Source organism: Roseovarius sp. CAU 1744, from assembly GCF_039839345.1.
Classification (GTDB): Bacteria; Pseudomonadota; Alphaproteobacteria; order Rhodobacterales; family Rhodobacteraceae; genus Roseovarius.
This window is the reverse complement of the sequence record NZ_JBDOQV010000009.1, coordinates 149,922-167,563: the sequence shown is the minus strand read 5'-3', so window position 1 is coordinate 167,563 and position 17,642 is coordinate 149,922. Positions and strand designations below refer to the sequence as shown.

Here is a 17,642-nt window from a genome sequence, read left to right as displayed (position 1 = left end):
TCATGAAAAACGATCGTCACTTTGCAAGACATTACGATGCCATCATCGTCGGTGCGCGATGTGCCGGTGCGGCAACCGCCTTGCTGCTGGCCCGCAGGGGTGCCCGTGTGCTTCTGGTCGATTGGTCCGGTCCGTCGGCGGAAACCGTCTCGACTCATGCGCTGATGCGTGGCGCCGTCCTGCAACTGGACCGCTGGGGCGTGCTGCCCCGGATCAAGGCAGCGCGCACGCCCGCAATCAGGACGACCACGTTTCACTATGGCTCCACCAGGATCGAACTGCCGATCAAGCCTTCGCCCGGTGTCGAGGCGCTCTATGCACCGCGGCGCAGCGTCTTGGACAATGCCCTGGTCGCACAGGCGTCAAATGCCGGGGCGAATGTCCGGTACGGGGTGGCGTTTCGCGATGTGATCACCAATGACAAGGGCCGCGTTGTCGGTGCGGTCCTGTCCCATCAGGGTCAGCAGATCAGCGTCTCGGCCGACATTGTCATCGGCGCTGATGGCCGCCGGTCCACCGTGGCGCGACGCGTTCGTGCCAGAACCGAGAAGCTGGCCAGGCACACAACAGCCTGCGTCTACGGCTATTTCAGCGGCCTGCCCGACGCGGGCACCCACTGGCATTATGTTCCCGGTCTTGGCACCGGTGTCATCCCCACCAATAACGGGCAGCATTGTGTCTTTGCCGCACTGTCCCCTGAACGGTTTCGCTCAGAAGGGCGCAAAGCCCGTACCGGCGCCGATCTGGCGCAGTTTTTCCGCGCCGCCAACCCGGAATGCGGTGCGCAAGTCGGCGCGGCAGCGTTGCATGGCAGACTGACGGGTTTTCAGGGCCAGAAAGGCTTCACCCGCCGCTCCTGGGGGCAGGGATGGGCATTGGTAGGCGATGCCGGCTATTTCAAGGATCCGCTGACGGCGCATGGCATCTCGGATGCACTGCGCGACGCCGAAATCCTTAGCTCGGCTGTCCTTGAAAACACGACTGCAGCCCTCGCGGAATACCAGCACATGCGCGACGCGCTTTGCGCCGAATTCTTCGAGATCACCGATCAGATCGCCAGCCTGAACTGGGATCTGGCACGGCTGCAGGACATGCACCGACGTCTCAGCGACTGCATGAAAGAACAACAGAACTGGATGATCGACAATCTTGCACCACAGCTTGCAGCCGCATGATATCCGAACCGCGAATGCCGGGGATTGCCACCCCGATCAAGTTGACCGGTTCCGGCATTCTTGCAAAAATGCGAAAGCATTCCTGCAGGTATGCTATTAAGAAAAAAATGGCGCCATAAGCGCCGATGGGGGCATATATGGAAAAATCTCTTTTTGACAAATACGGTGGTTTTTCGACCGTCAGCAAAATTGTCCTGTCACTTTATGACCGCCTTCTGGAAGATGACGATGTCGGGCCGTTTTTCGATGATGTCGAGATGCCGAGGCTGATTGACCACCAGACCAAGTTCGTGTCTTCCCTCATGGGCGGGCCGGCCTCGTTTTCAGACGATCACATCCAGCGCGCCCACCAGAGCATGGTCATTCATGACCACCATTTCGACCGGCTGAAGGCGATCCTGACGGAAACGCTGAACGATTTCGGCGTCGATGAGGACGATGTCGCGACGGTGGTCGGCGCCTTTGAGCAGCGACGTCCGCTGCTGATCGGGACCTCCGATGTCCATTGAGGCCATCAATGAACAGTTGCTGCGCGCGATCGGCGTCGGCGTCGCGCTGATCGAACTGGACCGGCACACGGTTCAGTTCCGCAATGACACCTTCAACGAATGGTTCGGTGAAAACGACAGCGCAAGCACACTGAAAGATTTCTTTCCTTCGCTTGACGTGGATGAGATGATGCGATCCCTCAGAGACGCTGGCCGGTATTCGACCGAAACATCTTTCAAGCTGCGGCGGCGAAAAATGACGGTGGCGTTGGAGTTCAACCTGGCCGCTGATACCCGCGAGGACTTCGCCGTACTGGTTTGCCAGAACATCACGCGCATCAAGGAACTGGAATCGATGATCGATTCCTACTCGATGATGGTCGAGCGCAACACCCACGAGATCAAGCGCGAGAAAGAGCAGGTCGAAAAACTGCTGCTGAACATGATGCCGCGCTCAGCATATGAGGAATACAAGACCTTCGGCATCGTCTCGCCCCGGCTGTTCGACCCGGTTTCCGTCCTGACACTGGATTTCGCCGGTTTCGACTCGCTGGTTGCCGACAATGACCCCGGTGTCGTTGTCAGTGAACTGAACGACATCTACAGCGCCTTCGACAGGATCTGCGCCCAGTTCGGGGTTCAGAGAATCCGCACCAATGGTGACAGTTACGTGGCGGTTTCGGGCGTACCGGACCCCAACGAGGACCACGCCAAGGCGGTCGCCGATTCGGCCATTCGGCTGGTGCGTTACCTGGCGCGGCGCAATCAGTCCCATCCGGTCAAGTGGAACGCGCGGATAGGTGTGGCCGCGGGATCGGTCATCGGATCGGTCGTCGGGACACAGAACTACATCTACGATGTTTTCGGCCCCACTGTATCCGAGGCCGTGCGGTACCGCGCGATGGCCCGGCCAATGACAGTCGCCGCCAGCAAAGAATTTGCCGGTCGGGTGGCAGGTAAATTCGGCGCCGAAGAAGCCACTGGCGACGGTACTGATCCGGCCACCCAGACCTACGTGGTGCTTCAGGACGACGGCACCGCACCGGGTCAGGCGGGATGACATCGCCATGCAATTTACACCGGACAACCTGAAGTCATCGGATACAACGCTGGATGAGCTTGTCGGGTTTCTTTCCGAGGGCGTGGCGATTTTTGATGCCGAAGGGCGATTGCGCCTGGCCAATCGCAGCTTTCAGGACATGTACCGCAACATTGCGGATGTGCTGCAACCAGGCGTTCCCTGGAACATCTTTCTGCGCGAAGCTGTCAACCGGGGGGTCATGCCTGCGCCCGTCGGGCAGCGGTTGGATGAAATGGAATCCGCGCTGCCAGACGGCGACGACCGGAACGATACCGTGCAAATGCCATCGGGCAAGGGACAGGTTGTTGCCCTGCGGCTGGGCCAGACCTCGGATGGCGGATTCGTCCTGACCCAGATCGCACGCCAGGTTCAGTCCGACCAATCGAACGCCGCGCGTGAGGCCGAAATGCTGTTGCGCAAGGTGCTCGAGGCCTGCCCGGCCAGTCTGACCATGTCGCGGGTTGCCGACGGTCAGATCATTTATCGCTCGCCCGCCGCAACCGAGCTACTGGGGTCTGCAAAAAGCAGCTTCGCCCATTTTGCCCATCGCGAGGAACGTGCTGATTTCGTCACGCTGCTGCTTCCGGATGCCCGCGTGGACAACATGCGATTGACCTGCCTGCGCGCCAACGGCGAGGAATTTCCGGCTGAAATTTCTGCGCGGCTGATCGAATATCGCGGCGAAGATGTGATTGTGGCGAATATCGAGGATCTGACCGATGAACTGGCGGTAAAGGCCAAGATGGACCGCCAGAAGGAGCAGCTCTTCCAATCCGAGAAGCTGTCGGCCCTTGGGGAACTGCTTGCGGGTGTTGCACATGAGCTTAACAACCCTCTGTCGATCATCGTCGGCAACGCAGAATTCCTGCACGAAGAGGTTGATGATCCCGGCCTGCAAAAACGGGTGGGCAAACTGACCCAGGCCGCGCATCGTTGCGTTCGGATAATCCGCTCGTTCCTGTCGCTTGCCAGGCAAGAGCCGCTGGACCTCAAACCCGTCGCTCTGACCCGCCTGATCGATAGCGCCATCGAGGCCGTATCAGGCGATGCGGAACCAACCGGCATCCGGCTATCCAGCAGTTGCGGTGCGGACTGCCCCGATGTGATCGCGGACGAGGTTCAACTGACCCAGGTCGTCATCAATCTGCTGACCAACGCTCTGCAGGCGATGAATGATGCGCAGGTCGGCACTGAGATCAGCATATCCAGCACATGGGGTGCCGGCACCATGACAGTCAGAGTACAAGATGATGGCCCGGGGATCAGCGACGCCATCAAGACACGGATTTTCGATCCGCTCTTTACCACCAAGGATGCCAGCAAGGGAACAGGCGTGGGGCTGGCCTATTGCCAGCGGATCATCGTGGCCCACAAGGGTCAGATCAGGCTGGAAAGCACAGGCCCCTCAGGCGCCACGTTCTCGGTGGAACTGCCGCTTGCCTGACCCCGGCATCGGGCGATGGTCCGGGCACGCACAAGTGCCGCGGAAATACGCCCGCTGGCCATCGCCGACGGTAGGCAGGATCGCACAGCAACATCTTTCAAAATCCCGGTATTGACGATAAAAACGGCCCAAGTCCCAACAAGGTCATGTCAGTGGCGCATAAACGAGATTCCGAATGCTAAAAGTTCAGGTGGTCGTTACCACCTTTAATCACGCAAAATACCTTGCGCAGACATTTGACAGCATTCTGGCGCAGGAAACCCGGCACAAGTTCCAGATCTTGGTTCATGATGATGCCTCAACCGACGGCACGCGCGACATCATCCAGGATTACGCCAGCCGGCACCCGGAAGTTTTCAACTGCATCCTGCAGGAGGAAAACCAGTTCCAGCAAGGCCATCGGATCGCCAAGCTGGTATGGCCGCACTACACGGCCCAATATGTCGCCTATCTGGACGGCGATGATTTCTGGACGCGCACCGACAAATTGCAGCGGCAGGTCGATTTCATGGACGCGCATCCAAGATGCATGATCAGCCAGACACGATCGGTCTTTTTCGACAACGAAACCGGAGAGGTGCTCGAACATTTTCCGCCTGAGGACAAAAGGCGAAGACGCAGATATTTCGAAGATCTCGCGCCGGCCAATTTCCTGCTGAGTTCGGCGGTCATGCACCGGCGCGATGCCCTGCCCGAGCTGCCGCCGGATTTCAGCGAAATCGGCTTTGGTGACTATGCAAAATTCGCACTGATCGCGCGCAAGGGCTGGATCGGTTACCTGGATATCGAAGCCACCAGATACAGGATTCACAAGAAGAACATGTGGTATGGAAAACCTTACGAGGAACGCCTGAAAAAGACACAAGACGTGCAAGGGTATGTCGCCAGGTATGCGCCCAAACCGTTTGACGCAGTCTGGGAGGCCGCCAGCCGTGGCACCTTGCCCGTGCGCAGCAAGGTGCGCCGTGCCTGCAAACGAGCACGGTTGCTACGGATCGCGGGTGATGAGTTCAGGGGATTTGTTCCAAAAACCGTTTTCACGATCAGGCAGATGCTGGGATTGCGCCATTGATCCGGTGCGGCAAGCATTTGGGCCAGCATCACGATCAGCAAACCAGGAGACCGGGCAGATGACCGCGAAACGGACCGCGACCTTCCAGAGGAACCACAATCTCGAAGCGCTGCTTGGGCGATTGAACCATGCGATTTCCGAGGCACGCCTGCCTGCTTCAGAGGCCCCCGCCCTGCCGACGCTGTTTATTCTGGGAACGCCCCGCAGCGGTACCACGTATTGCATGCAATGGCTCGCCGCCAGCGGGGCGTTTTCCTATCCGTCGAACCTGATCGCCCGGTTCTGGCAGGCGCCCGCGATTGGCGCGATGTGCCAGGAGATGCTGGCAAACCCGGAGTATGATTTCCGCGGAGAGTTTTCGGACATTGGCTTTCATGATCCTCAGCAACGCTCGGACCTGGGCAAGACCACAGGGCTGCTTTCGCCTAACGAATTCTGGTATTTCTGGCGGTCATCCTTCCCGGGAGATGGCGATATCGGAATCGACCTCACGCGCGCGGAAGATATGCAGTTTCAATTATTTGCCGAGAAACTGGCCGCATTCGCCGAGGTGCGCGGGAAACCTGTGGCGACCAAGGGCATGATCGTCAATCATCAACTGGCGAAATTCGCCTCGGCCATTCCGAACGCACTATTCCTGCACCTTGACCGTGATCCGGTGGCGTCTGCCTGGTCAATGCTTCGGGCGCGTGAGAAGATGCATGGCGACAGGCAGATCTGGTACTCGTTCAGGACACCAAACTACGAGGCGCTCCGGCATCTGCCACCCGCACAGCAGGTCATGGGCCAGATCGACAAGATCCGCCGGGATCTGATCGCGCAGCTCTCAGAGCTGCCTCAGGATCGCTGGGTGTCGTTGGATTATGCTCAGCTGTGCACCGAGCCGGACGCGGCATTCGACACAATTCGTTCGCTCTTTGCCGCGAAGGGTGTCGCGCTGGAAGGCCGGAACACCCTGCCGTCCGTCGCCATGTCGCAGCCGGACATCCCCAAAGACGTAAGAGCCGAATTTGACGCGTATCTGAGCCGCTAGTCTTCGTTTCCGTAGATGAGGGTGGTCAGGTCACCGATGATCTGATCCTTGCTGACCCCGGCCATGTCGGGATGGGTCGGGATATTCAGGATACTGGCATAGATCCCGCTTGTTACCGGTTTCTCCGCCAGAGGTTTGTAGTATTTGGCAAATTTTACATACCTTGTCATGCGCAGTCTTTCCAACGGTACGTCGGATTCGGACAGGAAGGCACAGCTGGTTTTCGGCGTCGGGCCACCCACGGGCATCAGGGGCCGCAAGCCCATTTCGCGGGCGATACCCTCGATGCGCACTTCCTGCTCGTGGTAGAGCGGCGACCAGTCATCGACCTTTTCAAGCCGGCTGAGATGAAAGGCACAGGAGATATCCGATATCTTGCCATTGTTCATCCACAGGCGCGCCTCGTTCGGCGGGGCGTTGTAGTCAAGCAGCGTATAGAAATCATCCGCCCGGTCGGCCGGGGTGATGGCCAGCCCGCCCTCGCCCTGCCCGTAGGGTTTGGTCTGATGCAGGCTGAAGCTTTGCCAGGGCCAGTCCGGCACGCCTGCACGAACCCCGGCGGCATTGTCAAACAGCATCGCCTTGCCGGTTTCGCGCGCAAATTCGATATAGCCGGAAAAATCCTGCGCCATGCCCAGGGTATTGACCACGACGATGCCGTCATAGCTGTCTGGATCAAGCGCCCTGAGCGTGGCAAGGTCCAGCATTCCATGCGCATCGCAATCCACAAAGGTGACATCGGCGAAATACCCACGGCCCATGTTCTGGAAGGTGAAACTGGACGACACCCAACGCAGGGGGCGGCCGGCATCGGCCTCGTGCAGTCGCGCCATCGCCTCCAGCGCCACGCCGCCGTTGGTACATGGCGTAAGCTTGCTGCCCGACGGGATCTGAAGGTGTTCGGCAAAGGCATCGGCCATCCGGTAATAAACCGGTCCGCGATTGGCCCAGGTGTTCTCCGCGGCGCAATCCTCGAGCAGTGTCGCGATGCGCGCCATGTCCGGGCGCTTGTTTTCAACGAATTTTATCACGCGATGGTCCTTGGCAATCTGATGGAACGTCGGGGGCGTTTCCTGTGATCTGGCTATCAGCCTGTTATTCCGGGCGCAAGCGCGCGGGTCACTCGAGCGTATAGCATGTCAGCATCTCGCGGATGGCGGCAGGGTCGTTGAACATCATGACATCCAGGATCGAAAGCCACGGCACAAAATCTCCCCCGAACTGCGAATAGGCGATCGCCTGCGGTTCAATAAACTTCAGATCCAGGCCCTGTTTCCTGAAGGTTTCCTTGTCATAGAGACTTCGCCCGCCCGGTGCGTTGACATAGCGGCGGGCGTGGCGGGCCTTGCAGATTTCCAGTACGCGATCATCGGCCCGCAGGCCCTGTCCCTCGTTCAGTTCGGAAGAGCGCAACAGGCGGGTGTCGAGGCCGACATAACGCTGTATCTGCACAAGCGACGCAAAAAGGAAGTCGGCAAGGTTCGGTTCGTCCGCGGTCATGATCAATTCAATGACGGGCATTGCATTGGCAACGAAAGGCGCGGCGGAATAGGCTTGCCTGATCTTGGACAGGATCGACCGCCCGGCTTCGGCATGGCTGTCCGACAGGTGGCGTTCATTGATCTTGTCACCTAGCCGGCCCTTGCGCAGCGGCAGCGTGAAAGTGTGTGCGCGCCCTCCCAGAAGCAGCCGGTTGCGGTTGATCCATCCTCCCTTGGAAAACTGTACATCGTCATAAACGATGAACTCGTCCACAGCCTGCATCAATTGCCAATAGCCGATATAGGGCAGGAAATACGGCTGCATGATCGCCAGGGACTTTCCACGGGCCGAGGCTGGTTTGGTGTCGCCTTGTTGGATTTTTTCAGCTCATCAATTTGGTTGTAAGCGCCTGGCATTACCAGCTAAGACTCGCGCACAAATTAGGGCTATTTTCTATGTACCACAAGCGGCTCTCAACTCCGGTTTTCCTGATGTGCTCGGAGCGGTCGGGCAGCAACCTGATAACGCGGATCTTTGGCGCGCACCCGGAATTCTTTGCACCCAGTCCCGCCCATCTGTTCCGGGTCTTTTCGCAGCTCGCACCGGGACGCGATCTAAGTTGCGAAATTTTGCGCATGTTCGATGCGAAGCTTGGTATCTGGAAATCAGATGACTTTTCACCAGAAGAGCGCAAGGCACTGCTCGCGGAGTCCGGCACCACCGCGGAAATGATCGCCACGCTGTTGAATGCCGAAGGCGCGTTGCAACAAAAATCCCGCCTGTTCCTCAAGGAAAATTCAGCGCATTCTTTCCTGCCGTTCATGGAGGCGGTCGCGGACGAGCCCGGCTATGTTCACATGGTGCGCGACCCGCGGGATATGGCGGTGTCCTGGGTGGCCGCGCCGACACTGCGCGGGGGTATCGTTCGCGCCGCGCGGCGATGGTTGTCGGATACCGAAGGCGCGCTGAAGGCGGGCCAAGAGGGCCGCCAGATCGTGCGCCTTACATATGAGGCTCTGGTCAGCCAACCCGAAGAAACCCTGAGACGGGTTTGTTCCGAATTGGGGGTCGCGTTTTCCGACGTCATGCTAAAACATGTCGGCAACAGCCAGGGCGTTGCCCAGGATGCGGCGCGCACCGCGCTTTGGGGCAATCTGTCACGCGAGATCATGCGCGACAATTTCAACAAGTTCAAAGGCAAGCTCAGCGATGACGAGATTGCCTATATCGAAGCCCTGTGCGGCCCGCTGATGGCCCGGTTCGGGTACGAAAATTCCCGCGCCGCCGATGCGCCGCCCTATGGCAGCCATGACAGCTTTGACGCATTGGAGGCCGCGCTGGAGGCACGCGAGCCGTGGGAGAAATCCGCCTATCAGAAACTGCCACAGGACGAACGGGACCGGCTGGAGCACTGGTCAACACTGCGCCAGGAACTGGTGGACCAGCACGGGACAAGCTGAACGCAGCACCTCGGGGGCTTGAATGGGCGCGCCAGAAGATATTTGGTGGATCAATCCGCACGGGCACTGTACCACGCGTCACATGCCCGCTGAGCCTGAGATTTGAACCGCGCAGACCGCGACCACGTTTAGACCCGATACGACCCCATGAAGCTACGTACCCTTCTCTCTGCAGGAAAATCCGCCGATCCACGGCAGGATCAGAAGGTCTTTTGCATTTCCTTCCAGCGCACCGGCACCACCAGCGTCGGGCAATTCCTCAAGAACGCAGGCTACGCGGTGGCGGACTGGTCGGTGTCAAACCGCAATCAATGGGGCCGGAAATGGGTGGAAGGCCAGTTTGACGAGATCTTCGACAGCGCGGATTTCCGCGCCCATCAGGGGTTCGAGGATGGACCGTGGTTCTGCCCCGAGTTCTATCGCGTTCTCTTTCACCGCTTTCCCCGGTCCAGGTTCATCCTGTTCGAGCGCGACGCCGATGCCTGGTTCGCCTCGATGCTGTCGCATTCCGAGGGGCGTTCGCTGGGGGTGACGGCGGTTCATGCCAAGATCTATCGCCGTGAAGAGGACTACCTGGACCTATTGGCACAGGCCAAGACGCCCGAGGAGGTGGACCAGAACGGGTTGGCCCTGGAGGGTCAACAGGATCACTACACCCGTCTTTACCGCACCCGGAATCGCGAAACCCGCCAGTTCTTTCAGGATCGCGCCCCGGAGCGGCTGTATTACAGCCGGTTGGAAGATGCGGATAAATGGATAGGACTCACCGCCTTTTTGGGCCTCGATCCGGCGACCGCACGCGAGGTGCATGAAAACAAGTCACCGGCAGCGGATCGCCAGAAGTGACACCGCCGCCGCCACAGCAACTGCGCTACAGCATGGTGGTGCTAAGCTACAACCAGGTGGGTTTCATCGCCGACGCCGTGCACGCCGCGCTGGCGCAGGACTGCCCGCCGCTTGAGATCATCATCTCTGACGATTGTTCGACCGACGGCACGTATGAGGCCATTCAGGATGCCATCCGGGGCTATCAAGGCCCGCACGAGGTCAACGCGAGGCAGAACCCGCAGAACATGGGGCTGGTGGCGCATATCAACGCGATCTTCGGGATCGCCACAGGCGATGTCCTGATCCCGGCCTATGGTGACGACATCGCGATGCCGAACCGCGCGGCTGAAATCATGAAAGCGTTCGCCGATGGAAAGCCACTGCTGGTGCATTCCGACGCGATGGCAATTGACGCGGCGGGCGATGAGACCCCAACCAGCTATCGCAAGGCCGATTTCTTTGTTACCGACGATCCACTGGAAACGGCCACATCAATGGCGCTTTATCTGGGCGCATCCGGCGCGTGGCACCGGTCACTCTTCACCAGATACGGGCCGTTGAAATACCCGAATATCTATGACGATCATGTCTTCGGTTTCCGCGCGGCGCTGGAAGGACGCGTTGCGTTGATCGAAAAACCGCTGCTGAAATACCGCGAGGGGATCGGGCTGTCGCACCGGTTGAAACAGGGGCAGAGCGCAGAGACCGCCCGCGACCGGCGCCGGAAAATTCTGAAAATGATGATTTCGGCATATCGCCAACGGCTGACAGACGGCGCCGCTTTCGGCCTGGAGAGCAACCACCCGATCATGCGCAAACTAAGCCGTGCCCTGCGCAGGGCCGAGTTGCGGCTTGCCTGCTACGATGGCATCGGGCGGATGATCCTGGGCAACCTGTCACACCCGATCGCGGCATTCTCAGCTGCGGGGGCCGAGGGGCTTCGCATCCTGCGCCGCCGCTAAGCATCAGGTCATTTCTTGGCGTAACCCTCTTTCTGCGCGCTGTAGAGCTGCGCATAAAGCCCGTTCTGCGCCAGCAGTTCCTCGTGCCTGCCCTTCTCGATCAGCCTGCCCGTCTCGAGCACGAAGATCTGATCGGCATCCACCACCGATGACAGCCTGTGCGCCACCACGATCGTGGTCTTGCCCCTGGTCAGCCGGTCCAGCGCGCTCTTGATCCGCTCTTCGGTGGCCTGATCCAACGCCGATGTCGCCTCGTCCAAGAGCAGGATCGGCGCATCACGCAGAAAGGCACGGGCAATCGCGATCCGCTGTTTCTGTCCGCCCGACAACTGCGCGCCCTTGGGGCCGACGGGCTTGTCACCCCGCGTGCGAATGAAATCGGCGATCTCGGCATTCTCTGCGGCGCGCCAGACCTCTTCGTCCGTCGCGTCGGGATTGACGTAGCGGATGTTTTCCCAGATCGAGTTGTTGAAGATCACGATATCCTGCGCCACCACGGAAAACGCATCGCGCAGCTTCAGCACCTTCAGCCTGTTGATCGGGATGCCGCCGATGGTGATCTCGCCACCCTTGACGTCATAAAGCCGCGACAGCAGCGACAGGATCGTGGTCTTGCCTGACCCGGTCGATCCGACGATGGCCGAGACCTGACCGCCCTTGAAGGTCATGTTCAAGTTCTCGAATAGCGGCTGTTCCTCGCTATAGCTGAAATCGACATCTTTCAGGACAATGTCCGCACCTGTGTCAAACTCCGAAAGCGCGTCGGGCGCGTCGTTGATCGTGGGCTCTTCGTGAAAGAAATTGCGCACCCGGTTCAGGATCACCAGGTTGTTCTGTACCCCGCCGAAGAACTGCGCCAGCAGGCGCGCCGGGTCAAAGATCATCACCATCCCCAGCAGGAAGGTGATGATGCCCGCGCCGTCCATGTCGAAATCGGGGCTGAGTACCATGTAGCCGCCGCCACCGATCACCAGCGCATAGACGAAGGCCGAGGAAAGGTCGATCGACGGCATCAGCAGCGCCTGCGTGGTCTGTGCCCGGATCAGCAAATCCCGGATGATGCTGGTGCCCTTGATCAGGCGGTCGCGCTCAATCGGTTCCTGTCGGGCGATCTTGACCGTGCGCATCCCGTTGGTCATCTCTTCGATGCCGCTCATGTACTGGATCGACGCTTCCTGCATCTTTTCCTGCGCGTCCTTTACCCGGTCTGCCACGTGGTTCATGACCCAGATGATGAAGGGCAGCACGATCAGAGCGGTCGAAAACAGGTAGGGGTTCTTGTAGATCAGGTAGCCCGAGACAATCACCACCGTCACGAAATCGCGCAGCGCATTGGCCGCGGCCCCGCCCACGAACATGCCCAGCGATTGCGGCTGTCCCACCACCTGCTGCAGAATTTGGCCTGATTTGGTGCGCTCGAAGTAGGCCAGGTCAAGCTGCATCATGTGTTCGATCATGTCGCGCCGCAGCTCGAATATCACACCGTTGCTCAACCGCATTGAGACCACCGGCACCAGATAGGACATCAACCCGCGTACCGCGAACAGGAAGAAGACGAACAGGCAGACATTCAGCAATTCGCGCATCGTGCCGGATTCAAAGATCACCCGCAGGCCGTTTTCCGTCATCGCCAGGAATTGCTGATAGACAAGGCCCTGGATCACGATCATGGCCAGCACGACAAGGATCATCTTGACCCGCTTGCGGCAATATTTGCGCCAGATCCAGCGAAGATTATCGCGGTCCGTTGCCGAAAACATCGGGCCGTATTTCTTTTGCTTATCTTTTGCCATGGGGTTTTTGCTTATCCGTCGCAACCGCTGGTTTGCGCATGAGGCGGGCCTGCCAGATCACCTCGCCAATTGCATATATTGCGGCAAATAACAACTGGCGCCGGGCTTGCCAACCTTGGACCCGCGTCCACGATCACTTGCGCTTGACGATGTAGTTGAGCTCGGAAAGCGTAACCCTGATGGCCTCCCGGCCGTACTTCCACACGAATTTCGGCCACCACATCGAGTAGAAGTCTTTGCGTTGACCCGTCCTTACTAATTCGTCACTGATATGGCGAACTACGTCATCATCTTCCGTCAGCCCAAAGGTTTCCGCATCTTTCAAACGTTGGTCGAACAACGCTTTACGCGCCCGGAAACGCTGCTCGCGACGGTTCCGCGACTCTCTCATCGAGTCCAGCCGATACTTGCTGTTGATGACGTTCGAAATACCCACATCCTGCCGGTAGCAGACGAGCGGCTCATCAATGTAGCTGATGCGCCCCTCAAGCGCCGCCCGAAACCCGGTGATGAGATCCTCGAACGCCTTGCTGTAATTCGGCAGCGGCCCGTATTTCTCCCACAGCACTTTGCGATAGGCCGACGTGGCCCCCAGGAACAACGCATCGGAAAGGGCTGCCTCCAACACATCCGTCGTACGATAGAAGAGCGCATGTTTGTGGCTTGGCTTTGCCGGGTTACCTTCCCCGTCGATGGTCGAGGCATCGGAATGCACCAGCAGCGCATCATCGCGCTCTATTACCTCCAGCAGACGCGTTACCCGGTGCGGCACGGATGTGTCATCGGCCGGAAACGGCACACAGACGTCCGCGCTGGCCATCTCTACAAGAAAATTGATGTGGTTGTTCACACCCAGGTTCTTGCGGTTCCTGTTCAACCTGAGCATATGCGGGCCGTCATAGGCGGCGGCCATTTCCTGCATGATGTCAAAAGTGGAATCTGTTGAGCAATCGTCCGACAAGATAATCTCGAGGTCGCTGGCGTCCTGCGCCAGCGCACAATTCACCGCATCGCGAATGAAATCTTCCTGGTTGTAGGCAAGCAGCAGAAGGCTCGCGCGAAAAGGAGAGGCAGCCATTACAATCTATGGTACAGTTGCGATTGCCGCATCCGCTACAAGGACCGATCAAAAAGTACAACAGATATCCGAAGCAAGACGGTCGAGATGGGCTTCTTCGACACGGTTCTGCAGGTTTTCGGGGTCGCGTAGGCCCGGTACGGCCGGTTTCACCATCCAAACCGGCAAATTCGCGCCTTCAATCTTCGGCCTTTCACCCGGCGGGCTTTTCCTAATATGACTGTGACACGCCCGAATTGCCCGTCTCTCGGAAAGGATTCGCCATGCCCGGAACCCGGTATCGCTCAATGCTCCTGATCTTCGGCTTCCTGGCCGGTCTGGCTTCGTGCGGGTTCACGCCGGTCTATGCGCCGGGAACCAGATCCGCCGCCGCGCTCTCCGATATAGAATTGGCCGCCCCCAGGAACGAGCAAGGCTATCTCTTTGTTCGCGAAATGGAGGATCGACTGGGCCGGGCCACAAATGCCTCGAAGCTGCTCAATTACAATATCACGATCCGGGGCGAAGGCATCGAAAGCGATACCGAACGGCGACGCTTCGTCGGTGTTGTGACCTATGAGCTTGTTGATCGCGGCACCGGCGCCGTGCTGGAACAGGGGGCGGTTGACTCGTTTGCGGGTTATTCGGTCTCGGACGGGCTGTTCATCAGCGCCCGCCAGGACGCAATCAGGCGGCTCGTCATCATCATGGCGGATCAGCTGACGCGGGAGTTGATCGTCAAGCTTGCCGGCAACTGAACACCATCGGAACTGTCGGCAACGCCTGAACCTCGCGCCGCTCCGGTATGGCAATGCGCATGAAGGGACATGCCGGCGGCGCGTCAGCGCGGATCCCTCGATGGCAACATCAGGCGCAGTAGTCTGGGCAGGCGCCAAACGCAGGCGGCAAGGATGGCACCATACTCGACCTCCCCGGCCAGCAACTTCAGAAATTGCCGCCGCACAGTGGACGAGCTGCGAAACGCGCGTTCGAAGCCCCGTTGAAACCCGCGCCGGAAGATCAGCGGACGCAACATGTTGGCTATTCTCAACGAGCGATGGATGGGGCGCAAACGATACCTGTATTCTTTCAGCGCCGTATCCGGTCTTCGCTGCAGAATGGCGTCCGCCGCGGCCAGCGCCGCAATCTGCCCGCTTTTCATCGCATAGGCGATCCCTTCGCCGGTGATCGGATCGACCAGCCCCGCCGCGTCCCCGACCAGCAGCACGTTACCATTACCAGGGTTCTTGCGATAATCGCCAAAGGGCAGGAACTGGCCCCTGAACCGGCACGCCTCTGCGTCGATCCCCTGCCCCGCCAGATAGGCCGACATGGCGGCTTTCATGTCATGGTTTTCCGCCAGCAACCCGCCGACGCCAATTGTCGTGCTGCAACCTTTAGGAAAACACCATCCGTACCCCCACCGGGCCGCCGCGATATCAACTTGAATACCCGCCGCCTCCGGGCTCTCCTCGCGGGGGGCCTCGATCTCGAGGCCGAAACCGATCCGGGCGCGGTCAAAACTTTTGCCGTAGAGCGCGCGGGCGACCATGCTGTTCACGCCATCGGCGCCAATCAGCACGCCGTAACCGATATGCCGCCCATCTTTCAGAACGACCCGCCGAGCCGGCATGTCCAGAACCGCGACCGCCTGGCCGGTCATGTCAGCCGCGCCACGCGCAACCGCGCGCCTGACCAGGTAATGATCCAGATCCCAGCGCATCGACAGATATAGCGGCGGTGCATCGTCGATCACACCCAAGGGCCGCCCCTGATAGCTGAAGGCGATCCTGTCCTTGCGCTCCAGCGGATCAACCGACAGGGGTTCGTCGAATATTTCCTCAAAATATCGCAGCGACCGCCCGGTGATCAGCCCACCACACAGCTTGTCGCGCGGGAATGTCTTGTGATCGATCAGGGCAACATTCAGCCCTGCCGCAGCCGCCGTCGCCGCCGCCGCGGCACCCGCCGGGCCCGCGCCAATCACGACAACATCAAACTCCTGCGCCGCCATGCTGCGTCCCGATCCTTTCTGCCGATCTTGCGATAGCAGGATTTTCAAATGTTCTGAACGCCTGATCGGAACAAATCCGTAGCAAAGAGTTTCAGGCTCACGAAATAAAAACGCTTGTCATGCATCACCGGTGATGTTCCGAACAAACCCGTCTTTCATGCGCTGTACGTGCACGGCTAGGCCGGGCCGCGGATGTGACCAACTATTCCGCCGATCTGGCGTTGCTGCGGAAAGCTGTCTGAACAAGTACGTTACCGCTGCATGCCCCAGTTGAGGGGCCGGGCACAGCCTGTTAGCCTGAAAGGAGTAGCTGTGCCGGAGGACAGGCGAGATGATGAATTTCCTGAAAATCTGCGCGATCCCTGCGCTTGGCGCCCTGGTCGCATGTGCCGGTGGCGGTGCCGAAACGGTCACCCGGCTGGCCGCCGATCCGGCCCTGACCGGGGGCACCTATTCCACCGGCGGCGGCATTACCCTTGCCAGCGCGTATCGCAATGTTGGTGGGCGGGTTGCGCTTTGCGGCCTGTGGTCGGAAAGCGCTGCGCAGACCCCCTTTTCCAGAGGCAAGGCCGCCCGGGTTCTGTCCAGCGGCGCGGTCTACCTGCGGGATAAGCGGCTTCTTACCGGTCTTGGCTTTCTCCGCAAGGTTCCTGCCACCACAATGTACTCCACAACGCCCGCGCCGTGCCGCGCCAGCGAAGAGCCCTGGCGCCCCGAATACGCAAAACTGACCCCGGATATCCGCCTGCCGCACCAGATCGTCTACCGCGACGGAGGGGCGGTCAAAGGCCCGGTCGTCGATTTCCGGCAGACCGGGCCCGGAGCGCTTGGCGGTTCGCTCGATCTGATCAAGGCGATTTTCGGCAACACGGTGCGCATTCCGCTGGGGCAGTCACCCGCATCGGGTGGTGGCCGGTACAGCTCGGGCGGTGGAATCCGTGCCGCGGCTGAGCTGCGCCAGATCGGCACGAATGCCTTTGCCTGTGGCGTTTGGCGCGAAAGCGGCGGGCAATCCCCGCGCACTGAAAAACAGGCCCCCGAGGTTCTGGCGCGCGGCTCTCTCGTGGCGGGTGGCCGGACAGTCATAAGCGATCTCCGGTTTTTTCGACGCGCATCGTCGCGCCGCCCCCTGGCCGGACGCCAGGCCAATTGCGTCGATACAGGGCAACCCTGGGTGTCCATAGGCAATGCCGGAGAGGTGAGCGTCAGGTTCCCGGCCTTTGTCGTCTATCCAGGGCCGGACCGCCGCATCACTTTCGTACCGACCAGCGGCGGTTGACCGATCACGATCTTGGGAATTGAAAACCCGAAGGCGATGCGGCATTGATCGCCGAAAGCAAGAAACGCAGAGGCCGGGGAGTGAGTGGTGAATAATTTTGCGATGTTCGGAGTGGTTATCGCGATTCTGGCGGGATGCAGCAACAGTAGCGGCAGCAGCAACAACAACCCGCGGCCCGGACCGGTGACCAACCGTCAGGCGGCACCCCTTTCTACAGGGCCGATCAACAGTGCCTGCCTGTCCTCGAACCGCTCGGCACGGTCGCGTACGCTGTGTGGATGTATCCAGACCGTCGCCAACCAGACGCTGAGCGGCAGTCAGCAGAACCGCGCGGCGGCGTTTTACAACAACCCGCATCAGGCCCAGGTCATTCGGCAATCTGACCGTGCTGCTGATGAAAGGTTCTGGAAAGCTTACCGTGCCTATGGCGAACGGTCCGAACAGGTCTGCAGCTGATACCGGCGACAGTGCAGT

The 17,642-nt window shown here is 59.6% G+C and carries 17 protein-coding genes; 12 read left to right on the top strand and 5 right to left on the bottom strand.

Features of this window, described 5'->3' with window-relative positions; genetic code table 11:
• The first annotated feature begins 2 nt into the window (after window positions 1-2).
• From AAFO92_RS18395 to AAFO92_RS18370, 6 genes are all read left to right on the top strand, one after another.
• Window positions 3-1,175, top strand: a complete 1,173-nt coding sequence (locus AAFO92_RS18395) for an NAD(P)/FAD-dependent oxidoreductase (protein WP_347537626.1) — start codon at window positions 3-5, stop codon at window positions 1,173-1,175.
• Between the two features lie 137 nt (window positions 1,176-1,312).
• Window positions 1,313-1,684 (top strand): group 1 truncated hemoglobin, encoded by a 372-nt coding sequence (locus AAFO92_RS18390; protein ID WP_347537624.1) that lies wholly within the window; start codon window positions 1,313-1,315, stop codon window positions 1,682-1,684.
• Window positions 1,674-2,723: an adenylate/guanylate cyclase domain-containing protein gene (locus tag AAFO92_RS18385; RefSeq protein ID WP_347537622.1), complete on the top strand. Its 1,050-nt coding sequence runs from the start codon at window positions 1,674-1,676 to the stop codon at window positions 2,721-2,723. Before AAFO92_RS18390 ends, AAFO92_RS18385 begins: the two co-directional genes overlap by 11 nt.
• Window positions 2,724-2,730: 7 nt before the next feature.
• Window positions 2,731-4,188, top strand: coding sequence for an ATP-binding protein (locus AAFO92_RS18380; protein ID WP_347537621.1), 1,458 nt, complete (start codon window positions 2,731-2,733; stop codon window positions 4,186-4,188).
• A 175-nt stretch (window positions 4,189-4,363) separates the two neighbouring features.
• On the top strand, window positions 4,364-5,260 hold the full coding sequence (locus tag AAFO92_RS18375; protein ID WP_347537619.1) for a glycosyltransferase: 897 nt from the start codon (window positions 4,364-4,366) through the stop codon (window positions 5,258-5,260).
• 58 nt (window positions 5,261-5,318) lie between these two features.
• Complete coding sequence (locus tag AAFO92_RS18370) at window positions 5,319-6,293, top strand: sulfotransferase (RefSeq protein WP_347537617.1); 975 nt, start codon at window positions 5,319-5,321, stop codon at window positions 6,291-6,293.
• On the opposite strand, the gene AAFO92_RS18365 is transcribed toward AAFO92_RS18370, so the two are convergent.
• Window positions 6,290-7,324, bottom strand: coding sequence for a DegT/DnrJ/EryC1/StrS family aminotransferase (locus AAFO92_RS18365; RefSeq protein ID WP_347537615.1), 1,035 nt, complete (start codon window positions 7,322-7,324; stop codon window positions 6,290-6,292). The two genes, AAFO92_RS18370 and AAFO92_RS18365, sit on opposite strands and share 4 nt — an antisense overlap.
• An 88-nt stretch (window positions 7,325-7,412) precedes the next feature.
• Window positions 7,413-8,099 (bottom strand): WbqC family protein, encoded by a 687-nt coding sequence (locus tag AAFO92_RS18360; RefSeq protein WP_347537613.1) that lies wholly within the window; start codon window positions 8,097-8,099, stop codon window positions 7,413-7,415.
• A 131-nt stretch (window positions 8,100-8,230) separates the two neighbouring features.
• On the opposite strand from AAFO92_RS18360, the gene AAFO92_RS18355 reads away from it, so the two are divergent.
• The 3 genes from AAFO92_RS18355 (at window position 8,231) to AAFO92_RS18345 (ending at window position 11,025) form a co-directional block, all read left to right on the top strand.
• On the top strand, window positions 8,231-9,235 hold the full coding sequence (locus AAFO92_RS18355) for a sulfotransferase (protein ID WP_347537611.1): 1,005 nt from the start codon (window positions 8,231-8,233) through the stop codon (window positions 9,233-9,235).
• Window positions 9,236-9,382: 147 nt separating this feature from the next.
• Window positions 9,383-10,081, top strand: a complete 699-nt coding sequence (locus tag AAFO92_RS18350) for a sulfotransferase (RefSeq protein WP_347537609.1) — start codon at window positions 9,383-9,385, stop codon at window positions 10,079-10,081.
• Window positions 10,078-11,025: a glycosyltransferase gene (locus tag AAFO92_RS18345; protein WP_347537607.1), complete on the top strand. Its 948-nt coding sequence runs from the start codon at window positions 10,078-10,080 to the stop codon at window positions 11,023-11,025. Before AAFO92_RS18350 ends, AAFO92_RS18345 begins: the two co-directional genes overlap by 4 nt.
• Before the next feature lie 8 nt (window positions 11,026-11,033).
• Here the strand turns inward: AAFO92_RS18345 and AAFO92_RS18340 are convergent, their stop codons facing one another.
• Both AAFO92_RS18340 and AAFO92_RS18335 read right to left on the bottom strand, forming a co-directional pair.
• Window positions 11,034-12,818, bottom strand: a complete 1,785-nt coding sequence (locus AAFO92_RS18340) for an ABC transporter ATP-binding protein (protein WP_347537605.1) — start codon at window positions 12,816-12,818, stop codon at window positions 11,034-11,036.
• Window positions 12,819-12,951: 133 nt separating this feature from the next.
• Entirely contained in the window at window positions 12,952-13,896 is a 945-nt protein-coding gene (locus AAFO92_RS18335) for a glycosyltransferase (protein WP_347537604.1), read from the bottom strand.
• 263 nt (window positions 13,897-14,159) lie between these two features.
• Here AAFO92_RS18335 and lptE point away from each other — a divergent pair, with 263 nt between their 5' ends.
• Window positions 14,160-14,633, top strand: coding sequence for an LPS assembly lipoprotein LptE (lptE, locus tag AAFO92_RS18330; protein WP_347537603.1), 474 nt, complete (start codon window positions 14,160-14,162; stop codon window positions 14,631-14,633).
• A gap of 83 nt (window positions 14,634-14,716) precedes the next feature.
• Here the strand turns inward: lptE and AAFO92_RS18325 are convergent, their stop codons facing one another.
• Window positions 14,717-15,889: a geranylgeranyl reductase family protein gene (locus AAFO92_RS18325; protein WP_347537602.1), complete on the bottom strand. Its 1,173-nt coding sequence runs from the start codon at window positions 15,887-15,889 to the stop codon at window positions 14,717-14,719.
• A gap of 331 nt (window positions 15,890-16,220) precedes the next feature.
• Between AAFO92_RS18325 and AAFO92_RS18320 the strand changes: the two genes are divergently transcribed.
• Together AAFO92_RS18320 and AAFO92_RS18315 are read left to right on the top strand one after the other, a co-directional pair.
• Window positions 16,221-17,168 carry a hypothetical protein gene (locus AAFO92_RS18320; RefSeq protein WP_347537601.1) on the top strand — a complete coding sequence of 316 codons (948 nt, stop codon included), beginning with the start codon at window positions 16,221-16,223 and terminating at the stop codon, window positions 17,166-17,168.
• A gap of 87 nt (window positions 17,169-17,255) precedes the next feature.
• Window positions 17,256-17,624 (top strand): hypothetical protein, encoded by a 369-nt coding sequence (locus AAFO92_RS18315; protein ID WP_347537599.1) that lies wholly within the window; start codon window positions 17,256-17,258, stop codon window positions 17,622-17,624.
• Window positions 17,625-17,642: the final 18 nt, after the last annotated feature.